The organism is Paenibacillus qinlingensis (genome assembly GCF_031455095.1).
Lineage (GTDB): Bacteria > Bacillota > Bacilli > Paenibacillales > NBRC-103111 > Paenibacillus_E > Paenibacillus_E qinlingensis_A.
Genome location: NZ_JAVDSB010000008.1, coordinates 72,603 through 87,906, shown reverse-complemented (window position 1 = coordinate 87,906; position 15,304 = coordinate 72,603). Strand labels below are relative to the sequence as shown.

The 15,304-nt window shown below is 45.9% G+C and carries 16 protein-coding genes; 10 read left to right on the top strand and 6 right to left on the bottom strand.

Annotated features, from left to right (window positions below):
• Window positions 1-62: 62 nt before the first annotated feature.
• From yfkAB to J2736_RS20490, 6 genes are all read left to right on the top strand, one after another.
• A complete protein-coding gene (yfkAB, locus tag J2736_RS20515; protein ID WP_310500448.1) occupies window positions 63-1,190 on the top strand; it encodes a radical SAM/CxCxxxxC motif protein YfkAB in 1,128 nt (375 codons plus the stop codon).
• A 24-nt stretch (window positions 1,191-1,214) separates the two neighbouring features.
• Entirely contained in the window at window positions 1,215-2,552 is a 1,338-nt protein-coding gene (locus J2736_RS20510) for a hemolysin family protein (protein WP_310500584.1), read from the top strand.
• A gap of 14 nt (window positions 2,553-2,566) precedes the next feature.
• Window positions 2,567-3,613 carry a sporulation integral membrane protein YtvI gene (ytvI, locus tag J2736_RS20505; RefSeq protein ID WP_310500447.1) on the top strand — a complete coding sequence of 349 codons (1,047 nt, stop codon included), beginning with the start codon at window positions 2,567-2,569 and terminating at the stop codon, window positions 3,611-3,613.
• 162 nt (window positions 3,614-3,775) lie between these two features.
• The gene (locus J2736_RS20500) at window positions 3,776-4,021 is read left to right on the top strand and encodes a spore coat associated protein CotJA (RefSeq protein WP_310500446.1); all 246 of its coding nucleotides are present in this window, start codon (window positions 3,776-3,778) and stop codon (window positions 4,019-4,021) included.
• Window positions 4,018-4,284, top strand: a complete 267-nt coding sequence (locus J2736_RS20495; protein ID WP_310500445.1) for a spore coat protein CotJB — start codon at window positions 4,018-4,020, stop codon at window positions 4,282-4,284. The genes J2736_RS20500 and J2736_RS20495 overlap by 4 nt, the downstream gene beginning before the upstream one ends.
• 15 nt (window positions 4,285-4,299) lie before the next feature.
• Window positions 4,300-4,869 (top strand): manganese catalase family protein, encoded by a 570-nt coding sequence (locus J2736_RS20490; protein WP_310500444.1) that lies wholly within the window; start codon window positions 4,300-4,302, stop codon window positions 4,867-4,869.
• Window positions 4,870-4,996: 127 nt separating this feature from the next.
• Here J2736_RS20490 and J2736_RS20485 read toward each other — a convergent pair whose 3' ends face one another.
• The 3 genes from J2736_RS20485 to nagB form a co-directional block, all read right to left on the bottom strand.
• Window positions 4,997-6,406 (bottom strand): MDR family MFS transporter, encoded by a 1,410-nt coding sequence (locus J2736_RS20485; RefSeq protein WP_310500443.1) that lies wholly within the window; start codon window positions 6,404-6,406, stop codon window positions 4,997-4,999.
• Between the two features lie 438 nt (window positions 6,407-6,844).
• Window positions 6,845-8,017 carry an N-acetylglucosamine-6-phosphate deacetylase gene (gene nagA / locus J2736_RS20480; RefSeq protein WP_310500442.1) on the bottom strand — a complete coding sequence of 391 codons (1,173 nt, stop codon included), beginning with the start codon at window positions 8,015-8,017 and terminating at the stop codon, window positions 6,845-6,847.
• Window positions 8,014-8,742: a glucosamine-6-phosphate deaminase gene (gene nagB, locus J2736_RS20475; RefSeq protein WP_310500441.1), complete on the bottom strand. Its 729-nt coding sequence runs from the start codon at window positions 8,740-8,742 to the stop codon at window positions 8,014-8,016. Before nagB ends, nagA begins: the two co-directional genes overlap by 4 nt.
• 214 nt (window positions 8,743-8,956) lie before the next feature.
• Between nagB and J2736_RS20470 the strand changes: the two genes are divergently transcribed.
• From J2736_RS20470 to J2736_RS20455, 4 genes are all read left to right on the top strand, one after another.
• Window positions 8,957-9,628, top strand: a complete 672-nt coding sequence (locus J2736_RS20470) for an HAD family hydrolase (protein ID WP_310500440.1) — start codon at window positions 8,957-8,959, stop codon at window positions 9,626-9,628.
• A 75-nt stretch (window positions 9,629-9,703) separates the two neighbouring features.
• Window positions 9,704-9,928, top strand: a complete 225-nt coding sequence (locus J2736_RS20465) for a spore germination protein (RefSeq protein ID WP_310500439.1) — start codon at window positions 9,704-9,706, stop codon at window positions 9,926-9,928.
• Window positions 9,929-10,111: 183 nt separating this feature from the next.
• Entirely contained in the window at window positions 10,112-11,155 is a 1,044-nt protein-coding gene (locus J2736_RS20460; protein WP_310500438.1) for a cation diffusion facilitator family transporter, read from the top strand.
• A 79-nt stretch (window positions 11,156-11,234) separates the two neighbouring features.
• A complete protein-coding gene (locus J2736_RS20455) occupies window positions 11,235-11,558 on the top strand; it encodes an ArsR/SmtB family transcription factor (protein ID WP_397341236.1) in 324 nt (107 codons plus the stop codon).
• 57 nt (window positions 11,559-11,615) lie between these two features.
• Here J2736_RS20455 and J2736_RS20450 read toward each other — a convergent pair whose 3' ends face one another.
• From J2736_RS20450 to J2736_RS20440, 3 genes are read right to left on the bottom strand one after another with little or no spacing between them, the layout of a single operon-like run.
• Entirely contained in the window at window positions 11,616-12,722 is a 1,107-nt protein-coding gene (locus tag J2736_RS20450) for a YheC/YheD family endospore coat-associated protein (protein ID WP_310500437.1), read from the bottom strand.
• Window positions 12,723-12,728: 6 nt separating this feature from the next.
• Window positions 12,729-13,856, bottom strand: coding sequence for a YheC/YheD family endospore coat-associated protein (locus J2736_RS20445; RefSeq protein WP_310500436.1), 1,128 nt, complete (start codon window positions 13,854-13,856; stop codon window positions 12,729-12,731).
• Entirely contained in the window at window positions 13,856-15,220 is a 1,365-nt protein-coding gene (locus J2736_RS20440) for a YheC/YheD family endospore coat-associated protein (protein ID WP_310500435.1), read from the bottom strand. The genes J2736_RS20445 and J2736_RS20440 overlap by 1 nt, the downstream gene beginning before the upstream one ends.
• Window positions 15,221-15,304 lie beyond the last annotated feature (84 nt).

The window sequence follows — 15,304 nt, the reverse complement described above, 5'->3', positions numbered from 1 at the left end:
TATAGGCATAATAGGTACTAATAAGTTCTTGAATAGGAAATGATAGGTCAGGTGTAAACAGCATGAATAGGAACGCAACACACTCCATCTTACCGGAGCTAACTCCCCAGTATGATCCTTGGGACCCTATCCGGTCGTATCGGAAATACGGGAAACATGTATTAACAAGTATTGAGCTAACCATCACCAATCTGTGTAACATGCGTTGTGAGCATTGTGCAGTTGGGGATTCACTTACAATGACAGAAGGACCACGTATCCCATTGCCGGTCATTTTGCACAAGCTGGATGAAATTGAGCATTTGGAAACGATCAGTCTTACGGGCGGCGAGCCGTCGTACCACATTAAGATCGTGAAGGACTATATGCTTCCGATCCTTAAGTATGCGAGGGAGCGGGGCATTCGCACTCAAATCAATTCGAATTTAACGTTAGATTTGGAACGTTATGAGTTGCTTGCACCCTATCTCGATGTGATGCATATCTCGTTTAATTATTTGAATGCTGACGACTTCCATCAAGTAGGGTTTGTTAATTCGGAGCGTCCTGTAGGACAAATGGTGGCTGCAGGGATGTATGAGCGAATGGTGAATAATACAATCGCACTTAGCAAAGGCGGCTTGTATGTTTCAGCGGAATCCATGATTAATACTCGGACGCATTTGAAGTTGCCTGAGATTCACCAGCTGATTAATGAAATGGGCTGCCAGCGTCACGAGGTACATCCCATGTATGCGAGCTCTTTTGCCTCACATCTTCCGATGGTTTCACTGGACGAATTGCGTGCGAGTATCCATCGTTTGTTGGATCAGCGTAATCCTGACATGTGGATGCTGTTCGGAACACTGCCTTTCTTCGCATGTAATCAACTAGATGCGGATCGAGATTTAGTAAAAAGGCTGCGTGAAACTCCAAATGTTACGGTTCGTAATGATCCGGATGGACGAAACCGGCTGAACGTCAGCACATTCACTGGCGAAGTGTTCGTCACCGATTTTGCTAATGAGCCTCCGCTTGGAAATATACATGATGATGGGCTTGATGCCATCTTTGCACGTTGGGAGAATAATGCGCTGAACCAGCGCGTGAATTGCTTCTGTAGTGCCGCATCTTGCTGCGGTCCCAACCTGCTTGTTGCTGATTCGTACTATCGAGATGTAGATTTCAAAAGCCGTAAAGCTATTATCTAATCCTCTTTCTGAAGGAGCAATTACATTTTGCATACGTCGTTTGATTTCGGTTCTATCGTACTTAATCTTTTCCTAGTTATCCTACTCGTGATGCTAAACGGATTTTTCGTAGCAGCGGAGTTTGCGCTTGTGAAGGTTCGACAGTCTCGTATTCAACAACTGGTTAATGAAGGCAGCGGCAAGGCCAAATATGCGAGTAGAGTAACTTCTCATCTGGATCGGTACTTATCCGCTACACAGTTGGGGATTACACTAGCTTCCTTGGGGCTAGGTTGGATTGGGGAACCAGCGATTGATGAGTTGATCATGGAGCCCCTTTTTCACACACTTGGTATAGGCGAATCGGTGTATACAACGACTTTGTCGTTTATCGTCGCTTTCGGTTTTATTACGTTTATGCACATCGTGCTCGGTGAGCTTGCGCCTAAATCCTTTGCCATTCAAAAGCCAGAATTGACTTCCCTGTGGTTATCAGCACCGTTATTGTTTTTCTATAAATTATTTAGCCCGATTATTTGGGTACTTAACGGAGCTGCGAATAAATTTCTAGCTATGATTGGTGTCGAGCCCGCGAGTGAGAATGAGGGTGCACATACGGAGGAAGAGATTCGAATCCTGATGGATGAGAGTGTCAAGAGCGGTCATATCAACGAAGATGAAATGACGCTGTTTGATAATATTTTTGAATTCTCCGATCTCATTGCTCGGGAAGTTATGCTGCCGCGGACGGATATGGATGTTCTATTTCTAGAAGTAAGCTTTATTGATAATTTACGTTTCGTTCATGAAACCAAGCATACACGCTATCCCGTTGCTGATGGGCACAAAGATAACATTGTAGGCTTTGTACATATTGCCGATCTACTTACGGCAGATCCAGATGTTGAGCAGGAGCTTAAGACATTCATTCGTCCTATTCTGAACGTTCCTGAGTCGATGGAAGTTAGCCGCGTGCTTAAGCTCATGCAGAAAAAGCATTCCCAACTCGCAATTGTCGTTGATGAGTATGGGGGAACGGCAGGGCTCTTGGCATTAGAAGATATTATCGAGGAAATCGTGGGAGAATTGCATGATGAATTCGATGTGAATGAGCGCCCTGGTGTGGAAGTGAAAGATAAATACACCTCTGTCGATGGTCGTGTATTGCTTGAAGATCTAAATGATATGCTAGACCTCCAAATCGAAGATGAGGATGTCGATTCGATAGGCGGCTGGCTGTTTAAAAAAGTGGAAGGCGCGCCCGTCAAAGGTAAAAAAGTACCTTATGCCAACCATGTGTTTGAAGTGACAGAGGTAGATCGGTTACGAATTGTTCGTATACATATCACGAATATCGACACTGTCAAACCGGGAAATGAATAATCGGAGGAGTCCTTATGTCACCTAAGACAGCCATACTCGTGGTTATAGGATTAGTGCTGTTGTACGTGTCATTCACCATAGGACTGCCATTTCTCCTAGCACTGGTGACAGCTATTTTCTTAGACCCATTAACAACGCTATTGATGCGTGTCGCGAAAATAAAACACTTTATGGCCGCGACGATCGTCAGCACCTCATTTACCCTTCTGATGATCGCTTTAATCTACTTTATCGGGATGAATGTCGTAACGGAGCTGATTGATCTAGGGCGTAAAGCACCTGGCTATATGGAAGATGTCAATAAATACGTGGATCAAGCCGTCTTGCGAACCCAAGTATTCTATGAGTCTTTATCGCCGGAAATGGCAGCCCAGGTACAGTCCTGGTTGGAACGCAGTACAGAAACACTCACAGGCGCTTTAACAAGTATCCTGAGCTTGGTATCTGGATTTTTCCTCAACTTGGCAGGTAAAATCCCTAATTTATTCATTTTGTTGATCGTATACGTGATCTCCATGTATTTGTGCCTATACAATTTAGGCAGCATGAAGGCTGCTTTCCTGTCGATCTTTGAGCTGAAAACGCGAGATAAAATGGAGAATATGCTCATTTATTTGCGTGAGGCGATTTTTGGCTTCATTCGTGCTCAGTTGATCATGGCGATTTTCACCTATTTGCTCACATTCATCGGCTTGCTCCTTTTACGAGCAGAGTATCCGCTGGCGATTTCGCTGCTGGTCATGGTGATGGAGTTTGTACCCGTGATCGGTACCGGTATTGTATTTATTCCATGGATTATCTATCAATTGCTGCTGGGGAATACCGGTATGGGTATCGGATTGTTTGTACTCTTCTTGGTCCTGATCATTTTGCGCCGGATTGTCGAGCCTAAAGTGCTAAGCGATGCCGTTGGTATCAATCCATTAGCAGCGCTGATTTCCTTGTATATCGGATTTGAGTGGCTTGGTCTTGCAGGACTGTTCCTCGGCCCCTTGGTCGTTATTATTTATCAAGCCTTACGCAAAGCAGATGTGTTGAGATATAATATCAAATTAGATTAACGGAGAGTAACTTAAATCCCTTTTCGAGTTGTGTTTGACGCAACTGGAGAGGGATTTTTCAGTTATTTGAGACCATTTACTCGAAAAAGATGGAAATCAGTGATTTTGGTCAAGTTATACCGCATATAACGTGTCATATAGGCTCTGAGAAGGAGGAGACGTATGAATCACACACAATTTAAAAGTTGGTACCCCTATATTGGGCCGTGCGATCCTTGTCCGCCGATTCGCGTGAAATGGTATAATACACCGCCACAATTATATATGCATGTTCAACCGCCAGGATTGCCGCAGTTTAGTCCTTATGATGCTTTAAGAGTTGGGACGCTTTGGCCTGCTCTTTATGGACCTTATCCAAATCCATTACAGGAGGAGCCAAGAGGGGATGAGGGGGGTCAGACTACATGAGCGAGCGTGTGCTGCCAGAAGCCTATTACAAGCAACTTCGTGATCTGCAAGCCGTGGATTTTGTATTGGTGGAGTTAACGCTCTATTTGGACACACACCCTGATGATATGAGCGTGATTCAACAATATAATCAATTTGCCCACAAGCGAATGCACATGGTTCAACAGTTTGAGTTGGAATTCGGTCCTTTGATGTCCTATGGACGTAGCTTCTCGAAAGCGCCATGGCAGTGGGGCGAAACACCTTGGCCGTGGCAAGTTTAGGAAGGAGGATTGTCAATGTGGGTTTATGAAAAAAAGCTGCAATACCCGGTCAAGGTTAGTAAATGCGACCCTCGGATGGCCAAACTGCTTCTAGAGCAGTACGGAGGGGCTGATGGGGAGCTCGCTGCGGCGCTTCGTTATTTGAACCAACGCTACTCGATTCCGGATAAGGTTGTCGGATTATTGACGGATATTGGCACGGAAGAATTTGCTCATCTTGAGATGATCGCTACGATGGTGTATAAGCTCACGAAAGATGCGACAGTCGAGCAGCTGAAGGCAGCTGGCCTGGATGATCACTACGTTGCTCATGATCGAGCCGTATTTTATCAGAATGCTTCAGGGGTGCCATGGACAGCTGCCTACATACAGGCAAAAGGTGACCCTATCGCCGATCTTTACGAGGATATAGCGGCAGAGGAGAAAGCCAGAGCGACATATCAGTGGCTGATCGACCTCACGGATGATGTGGATTTACAGGATAGCTTGAAATTTCTGCGGGAGAGAGAGATTGTGCACTCGCTTCGTTTTAGGGAAGCTGTTGAAATTTTGAAGGATGATCGGGTCCAGAAGAAGATCTTTTAAAAGGATATTGTGGATGGTATGTCCTCTTGGCCTTATGAATCCAATCCGCAGATATCCGATGAACTTGGTTCCTCACGCATTAAAAAAGCCACCCTTCTCAAGGGTGGCTTAACCATTATGACCTTATTTATTGTCTAACGACATCTTGACTCGGCTTTGGCGAAGAACGCAGCCACACAAAAAGCACGAAGAATATGACAATACCAAGCGCGATAAACAAACCATTAGATACGTTAAGACTGGCTGCTTCTATTGAATGATGCTGGGACACAGCTGAAGCATCTCTCCAAATAACAAAAGCTAATAAACAAATGACAATAGCTACGGAAGAGACGATCTGTTCAATCAAATCATTTAACACAGATCCTTCTACGAGACTATCCTCCGGCAAAGCCCCCAGTCCTGCTGTGGTGGCGGGAATGCTGGAAAGTCCAAACCCGGCTCCCCTTACTGCCATTAGCAAAGTAATAAACCAGAATGAGGTAGTAGAAGTTAAACAACCGAGCAGGAGCGTCGTTACCCCGGTTATTCCAAGGCCCCAGGCAACTACATTCCGCGCACCTTTTCGATCCAGAATTTTGCCTCCAGCCAGCATGAATATCCCTGTCATCACTGCATCAGGAATAAACAGAAGGCCAGTATACGTAGCACTATAATGATACACATTCTGAATAATGATCGGTATTAATAAAAACGATAAATAATAACCTACAGCAGTTAACGTGGTAACGATCGTACCGACCCGAAATTGCTGGATTTTCAACAAGGACAGATTCAATAAGGAATGCTTACGCCGTCCGAAGATAAAAATGATTATACAGCATATCCCAGCCAACAGTAGGCCCCAATGAAATAGGCTTGATACGTTTTCTACCGTATTCATGTTACCAAGTGCATATAAGGACAATCCAATACCTGCTGACAGATACAAATATCCTTTTGCATCAAATGGAGAGTCTTGTTTGTTATCAGAATCAGAAGCCTTAAGAAACCGCACGGCTGTTATTAAGCCAAGCAAACATGTAGGAAGGTTAATTAGGAATAACAGACTGGGATCCTTGTGGTCGATAATCAATCCACCCAGGGTGGGTCCAATTGTTGGGGCTAGCATACTTACTACACCCCAAATTCCCGTTGCCATTCCCCTTTCTTGAGCAGGAACAGCCGTAAAGATAAGCGTAATTGATAAAGGCATTAAAAGTCCCGCACCAAACCCTTGCAAAGCACGGCAAGCAATAAGCGCCGCAAGATTCCCACAAACTGCTGCCAAAGCTGAACCAATCAGAAAAAGAACCAAGCCGACCAAGTACACCTTCTTGGAACCAAATTTCCTGCTAAAAAATCCCGTTAGCGGAAGTGTAAGACCCATTACTAATACGTATATGTTAATAATCCAGCTGACGCTTAATTCGTCAACTTTGAATTGCTCTGCAAAAGCAGGCAAGGCCGGATTGAGTAGACTTGTATTTAATATCACCGTAAATGTGCCAAGTAATACAGCTAGAATTACCGGCCACTTTCGCGTATCTTGCTTCATATTTTCTCCTCCAGGTGGTACCTCAAGGAAAAAGCGAATCCACAATCAACGTCAGTCACGTTAGATTATTGTTGAATTATGCTATTCGCCCGAGGCCCATTATTTTATTGAATGGGTTTTCTCTGGCGTAAAGATGATGAGCAGGTTCATAGACCGGACCACTTCCTTTCTCGACAAGTATAGAGAGTCGCTTTTTATAAGTCAATCGAATCTAGCAAGTAAATTCTTCACTTCAGCTGTGGGCGTAATCCTCACTGACAGCTGCGCATTGATGTTCGTAAAGATGTGCTGCCGCGGTGCGTGTCGCAAGGAGGATTTAACGCCAAAAGGGGCGTTAAATCAAATGGAAAAGCCGGCTGCTTCTACCGCCGGCGCAAAGCAAAAAAAGGCCCGAAAGGGCCTTTTTCTTAAGAGCACTGGGGACAGGAACGCCCCCTATTATTGTTTCATCGCCGAGCCATGCACCCATACCTGCTCCAGCTCGAGCTCTGAGCTGAGCAGCAGCAAGTCGGCGTGTTTGCCTTTGGCAATCGAGCCGTGCGTATCCGCGAGGCCAAGCAGCCGCGCCGGATTACCGCTCGCATAGCGGCTCGCGTCTGCGACGCTGACACCGACCTCGCGCACCATAAACCGGAGCGCCTCGATCATCGTCAGCGTGCTGCCGGCGAGCGCGCCGCCCTCCGTCAGCCGGGCAACGCCCGACTGCACGGTCACGGCTTGGCCGCCAAGGTCGTACTGCCCGTCGCCGAGCCCGGCAGCGGACATGGCGTCCGTGATCAGCAGCAAGCCATGCGGCTGCTTCACCATCGTCAGCAGCTTAATCGCTGCTGGATGCACGTGAATGCCATCGGCGATCACCTCGCCGCTGATACGCACGTCGGTGAGCACAGCACCGACGGTCCCTGGCTCGCGATGATGCAGTGGCTTCATCGCGTTGAAGGTATGCACCGCATGGGAGAGCCCCACTTCCGCCGCCGCCTGAATGTCGGCGTAGGAGGCGTCCGTGTGGCCGCATGCGGCAACGATGCCTTGATCGCGCAGCCACGCGATCATCTCATGGCCCCCCTCGCGCTCGGGGGCCAACGTCAACTGCTTCATGAGCTGCGGGAATCGCTCATGCCAATCTTTTAACCAATCAAGCTGCGGCGTGACCATGAGCTTCGGATCTTGAGCGCCTGCCCATTTGGGCGAGATGAAAGGACCTTCCAAGTGCACGCCAAGCAGCTGAGCGTAAGGCATCTCCTGCTCCATATAACTTTGCACTTCAACTAGCACGCGATCAATCGCTTCACGCGTAGCGGTCATCGTCGTGGCCAACATACCCGTTGTGCCATGCGAAGCATGAAAACGGGTGATCGTATCTAGGTTCTCCGTGTTCGAATCCATGAAATCGGCCCCGTAACCGCCATGTACATGGACGTCGATGAAACCAGGCAGCAGCCATTTGCCGCTGGCATCAATTCGTTCCGCGTCTGGACTAGCAGGGTCTGCCTTCGAACCTGCTAACTCACCTACGTACGCTAATTTGCCATCAATGACGTGAACCAATCCATTGTCAATGACGCCTTGTTCGGTAACGACCTTGGCACCTGTGATGAGAAGTTCGCTCATTCGAACAGCCTCCCAGCCTCAGCGTCCAGTAGAACAACAAGGTGAGGATGCGTCTGAAGCAGTGTGGCTGGAACTTCGGTCGTAATAGGTCCTGTAAGGGCACGGTGTACGATTTCTGCTTTATCTGCACCGCGTACGATTAAAAGGATGGTTTTGGCTTTAAGGATCGTACCCACTCCCATTGTCAAAGCGTGCGTAGGCACATCATGGATGGAATCGAAGTAACGAGCATTCGCTTCACGTGTTTCTTCTTTTAATTCTACGCGGTGAGTGCCGCTAATTAGGGAATCGTCAGGCTCATTAAAGCCGATATGTCCGTTATGACCAAGCCCTAGAATTTGAAGATCGATTTGCTTGGCGTCATCCAAAAGTTGATTGAATCGCGCACATTCTGCTTCCAAATCAGAGGCATTACCATTGGGAATATGAGCGGATTCAGCAGGAAGGTCGATATGAGCAAATAAATGCTGCTGCATATAGGCATGGTAGCTTTCAGAATGGTCGTCAGGTAAGCCGACGTACTCATCCAGGTTAAAGGTCGTTACTTGTTTAAAACTAACGCGGCCTTTTTGATAAGCCTTCACCAGCTCTTCGTATATGCCTACGGGAGTTCCGCCTGTTGCCAAGCCGAGAACCGCTTTTGGCTGCATTTGAACGAGGGAGGTGATAATACCTGCACCTGCTTCGTTCAGTTCTTGTTGGTTTTGGAAAATATGAAGATTCATAATCATTATTCCTCGCTTTCAGAGATGAAAGTTCAATTTATTTTGCATGAAAATATCATTTTTTGATCGAATTATTCTCATTTCAATCATAACTGAAATTATTAAGATCGGCAATAAGCATTTTCCATGATTGTACATTGACTTACATGGGTATGTTTGCCATTCTTAACTTAGATCATTACAACTATTTTATTCATAATAAAGGAGTAAGAAGATGACTACTCGGGGACAACTGCCAGAAGCAATGCTGTTTGATTTGGATGGGACTTTATTTCAAACGGAAACCTTACTTTTACCAGCGTACCATGCGACATTCGACGAACTTCGAGCAAAAGGTATTTATGAAGGTGAGACACCGCCAGAGGAACGAATTCTAGGTGCATTGGGCATGCTTCTTGAACACATCTGGATGCGTGTCATGCCAGAAGCGTCTGTAGCTGTACATAAGGAAGCGGACAAGTTATTGATTAAATACCAGATTGACGGACTGCAGGAGGGCCGCGGCGTGTTGTATGAAGGTGTGGCAGAAACCCTGCAAATCTTGCATGCGAAAGGTGTTCGTTTATTTGTAGCCAGCAACGGGTTAGAGGATTATGTCAAAGGAGTCGTAGCTGCGATGGGAATTGCTCATCTTTTTGAAGGCTTATTCAGTGCTGGCGAGTACCAAACGAGATCCAAAGTAGATTTAGTCCAAATCTTGCTGGAAAAACACGGGATTCAGTCCGCTTGGATGGTTGGAGATCGCTCGTCCGATGTGGAGGCAGGACTTCGTAATAACTTGACCGTTGCAGCTTGCGATTACGCAGGCTTCCGAGATGCTGGTGAGCTCGAGGGCGCACATATTCGAATCGGTCGATTTGCAGAGTTACTCCATCATTTATCCTAATTCACGCAGGTTGTCGCAAAGCGGGTCCTTTGGGCATACACTGTAGCACATTGAGAGATAAAGGTGCTGATCAGAATGCCTTCTTTTGTAGGAATATTTAATATTATAAGGAATGAAGGAAACCTGATTAACGGAGATACAGCTGTCATTGCCCCGACAAGTGCCTCCAAAACATATACAGGCGCTGGCGGTGGAATCACAGGGGATTTCTCGATTTCCACATCCGTTTTCAGTGCAACGATTACGTTAGATCCTGACGTGATTGAAGCGGGAGCGAATAAAACAGCGACAGGGACCTAGTCCATGGAGCTGAGCACGGTGAAGACCGATTCAAACTCACATACGTGAGTTGATGAATCGGTCTTTTATTTTTGGTGAAGCCTATTGACACTGGCAAGTCTGCTTATTTATTATTAACATATGAGCAATCATTCATATATAAAGATATAGACCTCATTTGTGAGCAGCTAGGGAGGGAATGCCATGCATCAGCATGATTCGGAAAAGGAACACGCATGTGGACATGACCATGGGCATGAGAAGAAAGGCCATGAGCATCAAGCTCATGAAGGGCACAGCCATCACGGTTATGACGATCATCATGGACACAGTCATGGACACGGCCATCATCATCACGGACATGGGCATCATCATGGACATTCTGGTAATAAGGCGGGATTACTCATTGCCTTATGCATAACAGCGGGCATCATGTTAGTTGAATTTGTTGGCGGCCTCTGGACGAATAGTTTGGCGCTGCTCTCGGATTCGGGCCATATGTTAAGCGATGCTGGTGCATTAGCATTAAGTCTATTGGCTCTGTGGTTTGCAGCGAAGCCGACGACGGGGCGATTATCCTTCGGTTTTCATCGTTTTGAGATATTGGCTGCACTCTTTAATGCGGTGACGTTATTCGTCATTGCTGGACTCATTATATGGGAAGCCATTGAACGTTTCCTTCAGCCTACAGTCGTTGCTAGCGGGTCTATGATGTTGATTGCGTGTATCGGACTACTCGCCAATTTATTAAGTGCCTGGTCGCTCATGCGCAAAGGAGATGTTCATGGCAATTTGAATTTACGCAGTGCTTATTTGCATATATTAGGAGATGCGTTAGGCTCTGTAGGTGCAATCATTGCTGGTGCTTTGATGCTTCTGTTTGGGTGGTATGTGGCCGATCCGATCATAAGTATTATTGTGTCTCTTCTTATTTTGAAGGGGGCATGGGCTGTACTTAAATCAACGCTTCACATCTTGATGGAAGGAACACCCTATGCGATCTCGATGACATCTGTGAAACAAGTCCTAGAAGGTATTGAGGGTGTCGTTGACGTACATGATTTACATGTGTGGACGATTACTTCGGGTATGGAAGCTTTAAGCTGCCATCTGTTGATAAAGGATGATCAAGACAGTCAAGTCATTCTGCAACAAGGGATTACTGCGATTGAGAAACAATTTGGCATAACGCACACGACGATCCAAATCGAGAAGTCAACGAACAACCACCAGGCTCTTCAAGTATAAAAAGTAGCGAAGTCAGGAGGGGATAAGCGTGGATAAAGGATTGCTGGAAGTAAATACGGTCGCTGAGGATTGCAGCTGCGTGCATTCGGATCCGAATCAAGTTGAGAGCGAGATTGGGCTAGCCGATGAGCAAGCGATTGGGATTGCTGAGATTTTCAAAGCTTTGGGAGATCCAACACGCGTTAAAATTATATATTTTTTGCTGAATAAAGAGCTTTGTGTTCATGATCTTGGGCTGCGAATAGGGATGGAGCAATCTGCGGTTTCACATCAACTAAGGTATTTGAGGGATCTGCATATTGTCAAGAGACGCAAAGAAGGAAAGACGGTCTACTACTCGCTGGATGATGAGCATATTGAGCAGATTTTTGTTCAAACGATGGGGCATCTAGGTCACGACTAAGCTGTACAAAAAACAAGCGTTCACTCTATCGAGTGCAACGCTTGTTTTTATATGTTATTAATCATTCCTATCGTCAACGCTTTTTTTTTGACTGAGCATCCAGAGCGCATATTCGAGTGGTCGTGTGACGGCTTTCTGGTAAGTGGCATGCTGACCTATTCTGCGGAATACTTCCCGGGAAGGCTTCGGATTCACTTCTAGCAGCCAGACATTGCCTTTGAGATCGACGGCGATGTCCATGCCCAACTCACACAGCTTACCGAATTTGACTTCCAAGTAGTCGGCCAGTTTATAAGCGAATTCGTTCATCTCTTCCTTGATGGATTCTCTTTTCTCTGGGGAAGGGAACCGATAACTTAACAAGCGATCTTGCGTTACAGCCGTACCGCCGCCGTGAAGATTCGATGTAATACTGCGATGAGGACCGATTCTTCCTGCACACCCCGTTACTTCCCATTCGCCTTGACCATTTTTCTGAATAAGCAAACGATAGTCATGAACACGACCGTCATTCAGAGTCAGATGAATACCTTGCTGAACGACATAGTCAGGGCTCAGATTCAGCGTATGCAGCTTGATGGCCAGCTGTCTTTCATTCGCTCTGAAAGGCGCGATGATGGAGCGATATTGATTTCTACCTTGCAACAAATACAAATCGGGGGAGATTTGTTCAATTCGTAGAATCCCTCTTCCCCCAGTGCCATTCTTCGGTTTAACATAAATGAGCTTATATTTCTTTAGAAACTTCATTAACTCGGAGATCGAACTGTAGCGAACTGTGGCGGGGAGATAGGGACGAATAGCTGTGCTTTGTGATAAGGTTTGATGCATTGACCATTTATTCGCGAGTGGTTTACTTAAATAGATGAGCTTGGCATGTCGATTGCGAAAGGCTTGAAGCATATGATAATTCGCCGCGGCTTTATAGCGGCAACGATCATAGATAATGGGAGGTAAGGTGGTGTATTTCCGAAGCCATCTTCCTCGATTGGAGTCAAATGTGAGTGTTCGCACTGCGTTTCCCTGTACATCCGCCGGAGTGAATACCTCAACTTGAACGCCTAGTCGTTGGCCTTCCTTGCTTAGCCGTTTGAAATAAGCCAGTTCTTCAAGTCGTGAGTTGTTTAGATAGATAGCGAGTACGCCTAGTCGTTCTTGAGCCAAGCATAATCACCTTCTTCTCCTAGAATTAATCAAATGCAAGCTGTATTGAATAATTCGTTCAAGTGATTTCTGGCGGATTCGGGGTTCGTCGAATTTCATTGGCTTCGAATTTGCCTCAAAGAACCAGATGTGTCCAGAAGTGTCAACACCAATATCCATCGACATTTCGCCAAGTGGATTACCCGATGATTTCTCTATTTGAGTGGCTAAGGTAACAACCGCGGCTCCCACTCGTTTTAAAATGTTTTTGGCCTCTTTAGCTCCAAAAGCATAGGTGAGCAGCTTTCGCGGTTCGTCAATCGAGCCTCCGCGCGGAACGTGTGTTGTAATACTTGCTTTACCAGCAACTCGGGCTCCAATACCCGAAACATTCCATTCACCTTTTGCGGTTTTCTGGACTAGAGCACGCAAATCATAGGCACGTTCTTTGAAGCGGGTAAGTGCAATACCTTGTTGGACGATATAATCTTGGCCACCGCGATGACGGTCCCATTCCTGCCAGATATCATCTGCCGTATTGTGATAGCTATAAACCATTTTCTTCTCATGAAGACGGCTCAAACGATAGTGTCCACTGTGTCCCTTCGCATTTACGCGATCTATCCGCATAATCCCCATGCCTGCTTTACCTTTAACGGGTTTCAAGTAGAGGACGGGGTGCTTCTGTAGTAATTGGGAGACATCGGATGCTTCATTCATTTGCAACGTATCAGGCATGAACGGCTTACTTTCCTTCGCGCTATTTAACCAACTGAATAATGTCCATTTGTTAAAAAAGGAAGGATTGAATAAATGAATGCTGGTGCTGCGCTTGCAGGCTTGAATGGTTTGTTGAACCTCTGGTTTCATTTCCATTTTGCGGTAGGGAATACGGTTATAGACAACTTGAGGAGAGGGAACGAGTTCCCTGCTCCATTTCTTCGCACTTGGGTGAAAGCGATAACCGTACATTTCAGAGTTTGAAATACTGAAGTCTTTCGTAGTTACGACATACACGTCGAGCCCATAGCGTTCACCTGTTCGAATCAGATCAAGAAAGTTATCTAAGTTTCCCCGAAATACACGGGAACTGTCTTTTACCGTGAGGATAGCTAATGTAGGTTTAGAAGATTTCTCATGAAGGGTAAAACCCATTAGTTCTCCCTCCTTGAGCGGAAGCGGCTCAAATAAAGGCAATGCTCATAGACACTTTGCAGTGTGGCGTTATCTCCGTCTTTTAGTGAGGGATGTTTGAAAATCGATCGACCAGGTTTCGCATTGGCTTCGAACATCCATATTTTTTCATTTTGATCAATACCGATATCGAATCCAAGTTCACCGAGCAAATGATTGTAATTATTTTCAATGCCTTGCGCGAGCTTAATCGCTGTTTCCTTGGCATTATCGAGAATCTGTTCCCCACGTGCCCCATAAACTAAACGAAGAACCTGCTCCGGTGTCATGAGTTGGCCGCCGTTGCGGATATGTGTGGTAACACTGCCTTTACCAGACTTCTTAGCCCCAATGGCAGCGACTACCCACTGATTACTACCATTTTTTGTTAAATGAAAACGGAAATCGATAGGGCAATTATCAATTTCTATAAGCCGAATCCCTTGTTGGGCAACGTAGCTTGCTAATCGACCCCGTCCTGTTCCCAGCATCTGCATCAAGCCTTCAAATTTGGAATAACGAATCAATACATTTTTATTGGCTTTTCGATACCGGACGAAATAACCGCGCTTCGGATTATAAGTCACGCGATAAATACCGATGCCTAAGCTGCCTGCTGTTGGTTTCAAGTAAATAAATTTATGTTTATCGAGCATATCTTTGATCTGCTCGGCAGTGGGATTTATGCGGGATTCAGGTACGAAACGAAATGCTTCGTCACCGTCTAATAGTTTGTAAACATCCCATTTATCAAAGAAGCTCCAGTTAAAGATTGGAATCCCCCGGCTCACAAAGCGATTCTTAAAACCCTCCATGCCTGCTGATTTCTCTGCTTTACGGCTGGATAGCCGATTGTAGATAACATCTGGAAGCGGGAATGTTTTACGTGTCCAACCTCCGCCTTCTTTGGGGATAATGCCTGATACGGTTTCTGAAATCCAATTCACACTCTTAGGGCTAAAAGCAAAGCTGAAAGAGCGTTGTGAACCTGTGTTGATCACTTGACGAATGAAGCCTGTTTTGGAACCGAAAGGTGATGTACCGCTTTCCACATTGGTTAGAACGCCAATAAGCGGACCGATGCGAAGTTCTTTATTGTTGGTATTGATGACTAACACATTCCCTGTGCGAGGTATACGCAAGGAGGCCATTAGGGAAAGCGGGATGTACATATGCTGACCACTTTTTTTGATCAAACGGACCGGTAACGAAGTCCCTTTACTCCCAACCTTTACAGTAATGGATTTAGTTCCGGTTAACCGTAAAGCTTTGGCGAGATCACTCGTTAAGTAGACCGATCTATCTGTTCGTTGTACGGCGTGGAGCATACACGATGTCAAACTCATTAGGTTACCCTCCTAAACTTGTTGCCCTACGGGGCTTTCCGTGTCAAACAAGCAGATGACATTCTGCCCCCATGAGCACATTCA

Excerpts from the sequence above, each read along its gene's own strand:
- J2736_RS20485 (WP_310500443.1), bottom strand. The coding sequence starts at position 6,406 with ATGAAGCAAGATACGCGAAAGTGGCCGGTAATTCTAGCTGTATTACTT.
- J2736_RS20470 (WP_310500440.1), top strand. The coding sequence starts at position 8,957 with ATGACTACTCGGGGACAACTGCCAGAAGCAATGCTGTTTGATTTGGAT.
- nagA (WP_310500442.1), bottom strand. The coding sequence starts at position 8,017 with ATGAGCGAACTTCTCATCACAGGTGCCAAGGTCGTTACCGAACAAGGC.
- J2736_RS20460 (WP_310500438.1), top strand. The coding sequence starts at position 10,112 with ATGCATCAGCATGATTCGGAAAAGGAACACGCATGTGGACATGACCAT.
- J2736_RS20445 (WP_310500436.1), bottom strand. The coding sequence starts at position 13,856 with ATGGGTTTTACCCTTCATGAGAAATCTTCTAAACCTACATTAGCTATC.
- J2736_RS20465 (WP_310500439.1), top strand. The coding sequence starts at position 9,704 with ATGCCTTCTTTTGTAGGAATATTTAATATTATAAGGAATGAAGGAAAC.
- ytvI (WP_310500447.1), top strand. The coding sequence starts at position 2,567 with ATGTCACCTAAGACAGCCATACTCGTGGTTATAGGATTAGTGCTGTTG.
- J2736_RS20440 (WP_310500435.1), bottom strand. The coding sequence starts at position 15,220 with ATGAGTTTGACATCGTGTATGCTCCACGCCGTACAACGAACAGATAGA.
- J2736_RS20495 (WP_310500445.1), top strand. The coding sequence starts at position 4,018 with ATGAGCGAGCGTGTGCTGCCAGAAGCCTATTACAAGCAACTTCGTGAT.
- J2736_RS20500 (WP_310500446.1), top strand. The coding sequence starts at position 3,776 with ATGAATCACACACAATTTAAAAGTTGGTACCCCTATATTGGGCCGTGC.
- yfkAB (WP_310500448.1), top strand. The coding sequence starts at position 63 with ATGAATAGGAACGCAACACACTCCATCTTACCGGAGCTAACTCCCCAG.
- J2736_RS20490 (WP_310500444.1), top strand. The coding sequence starts at position 4,300 with ATGTGGGTTTATGAAAAAAAGCTGCAATACCCGGTCAAGGTTAGTAAA.
- nagB (WP_310500441.1), bottom strand. The coding sequence starts at position 8,742 with ATGAATCTTCATATTTTCCAAAACCAACAAGAACTGAACGAAGCAGGT.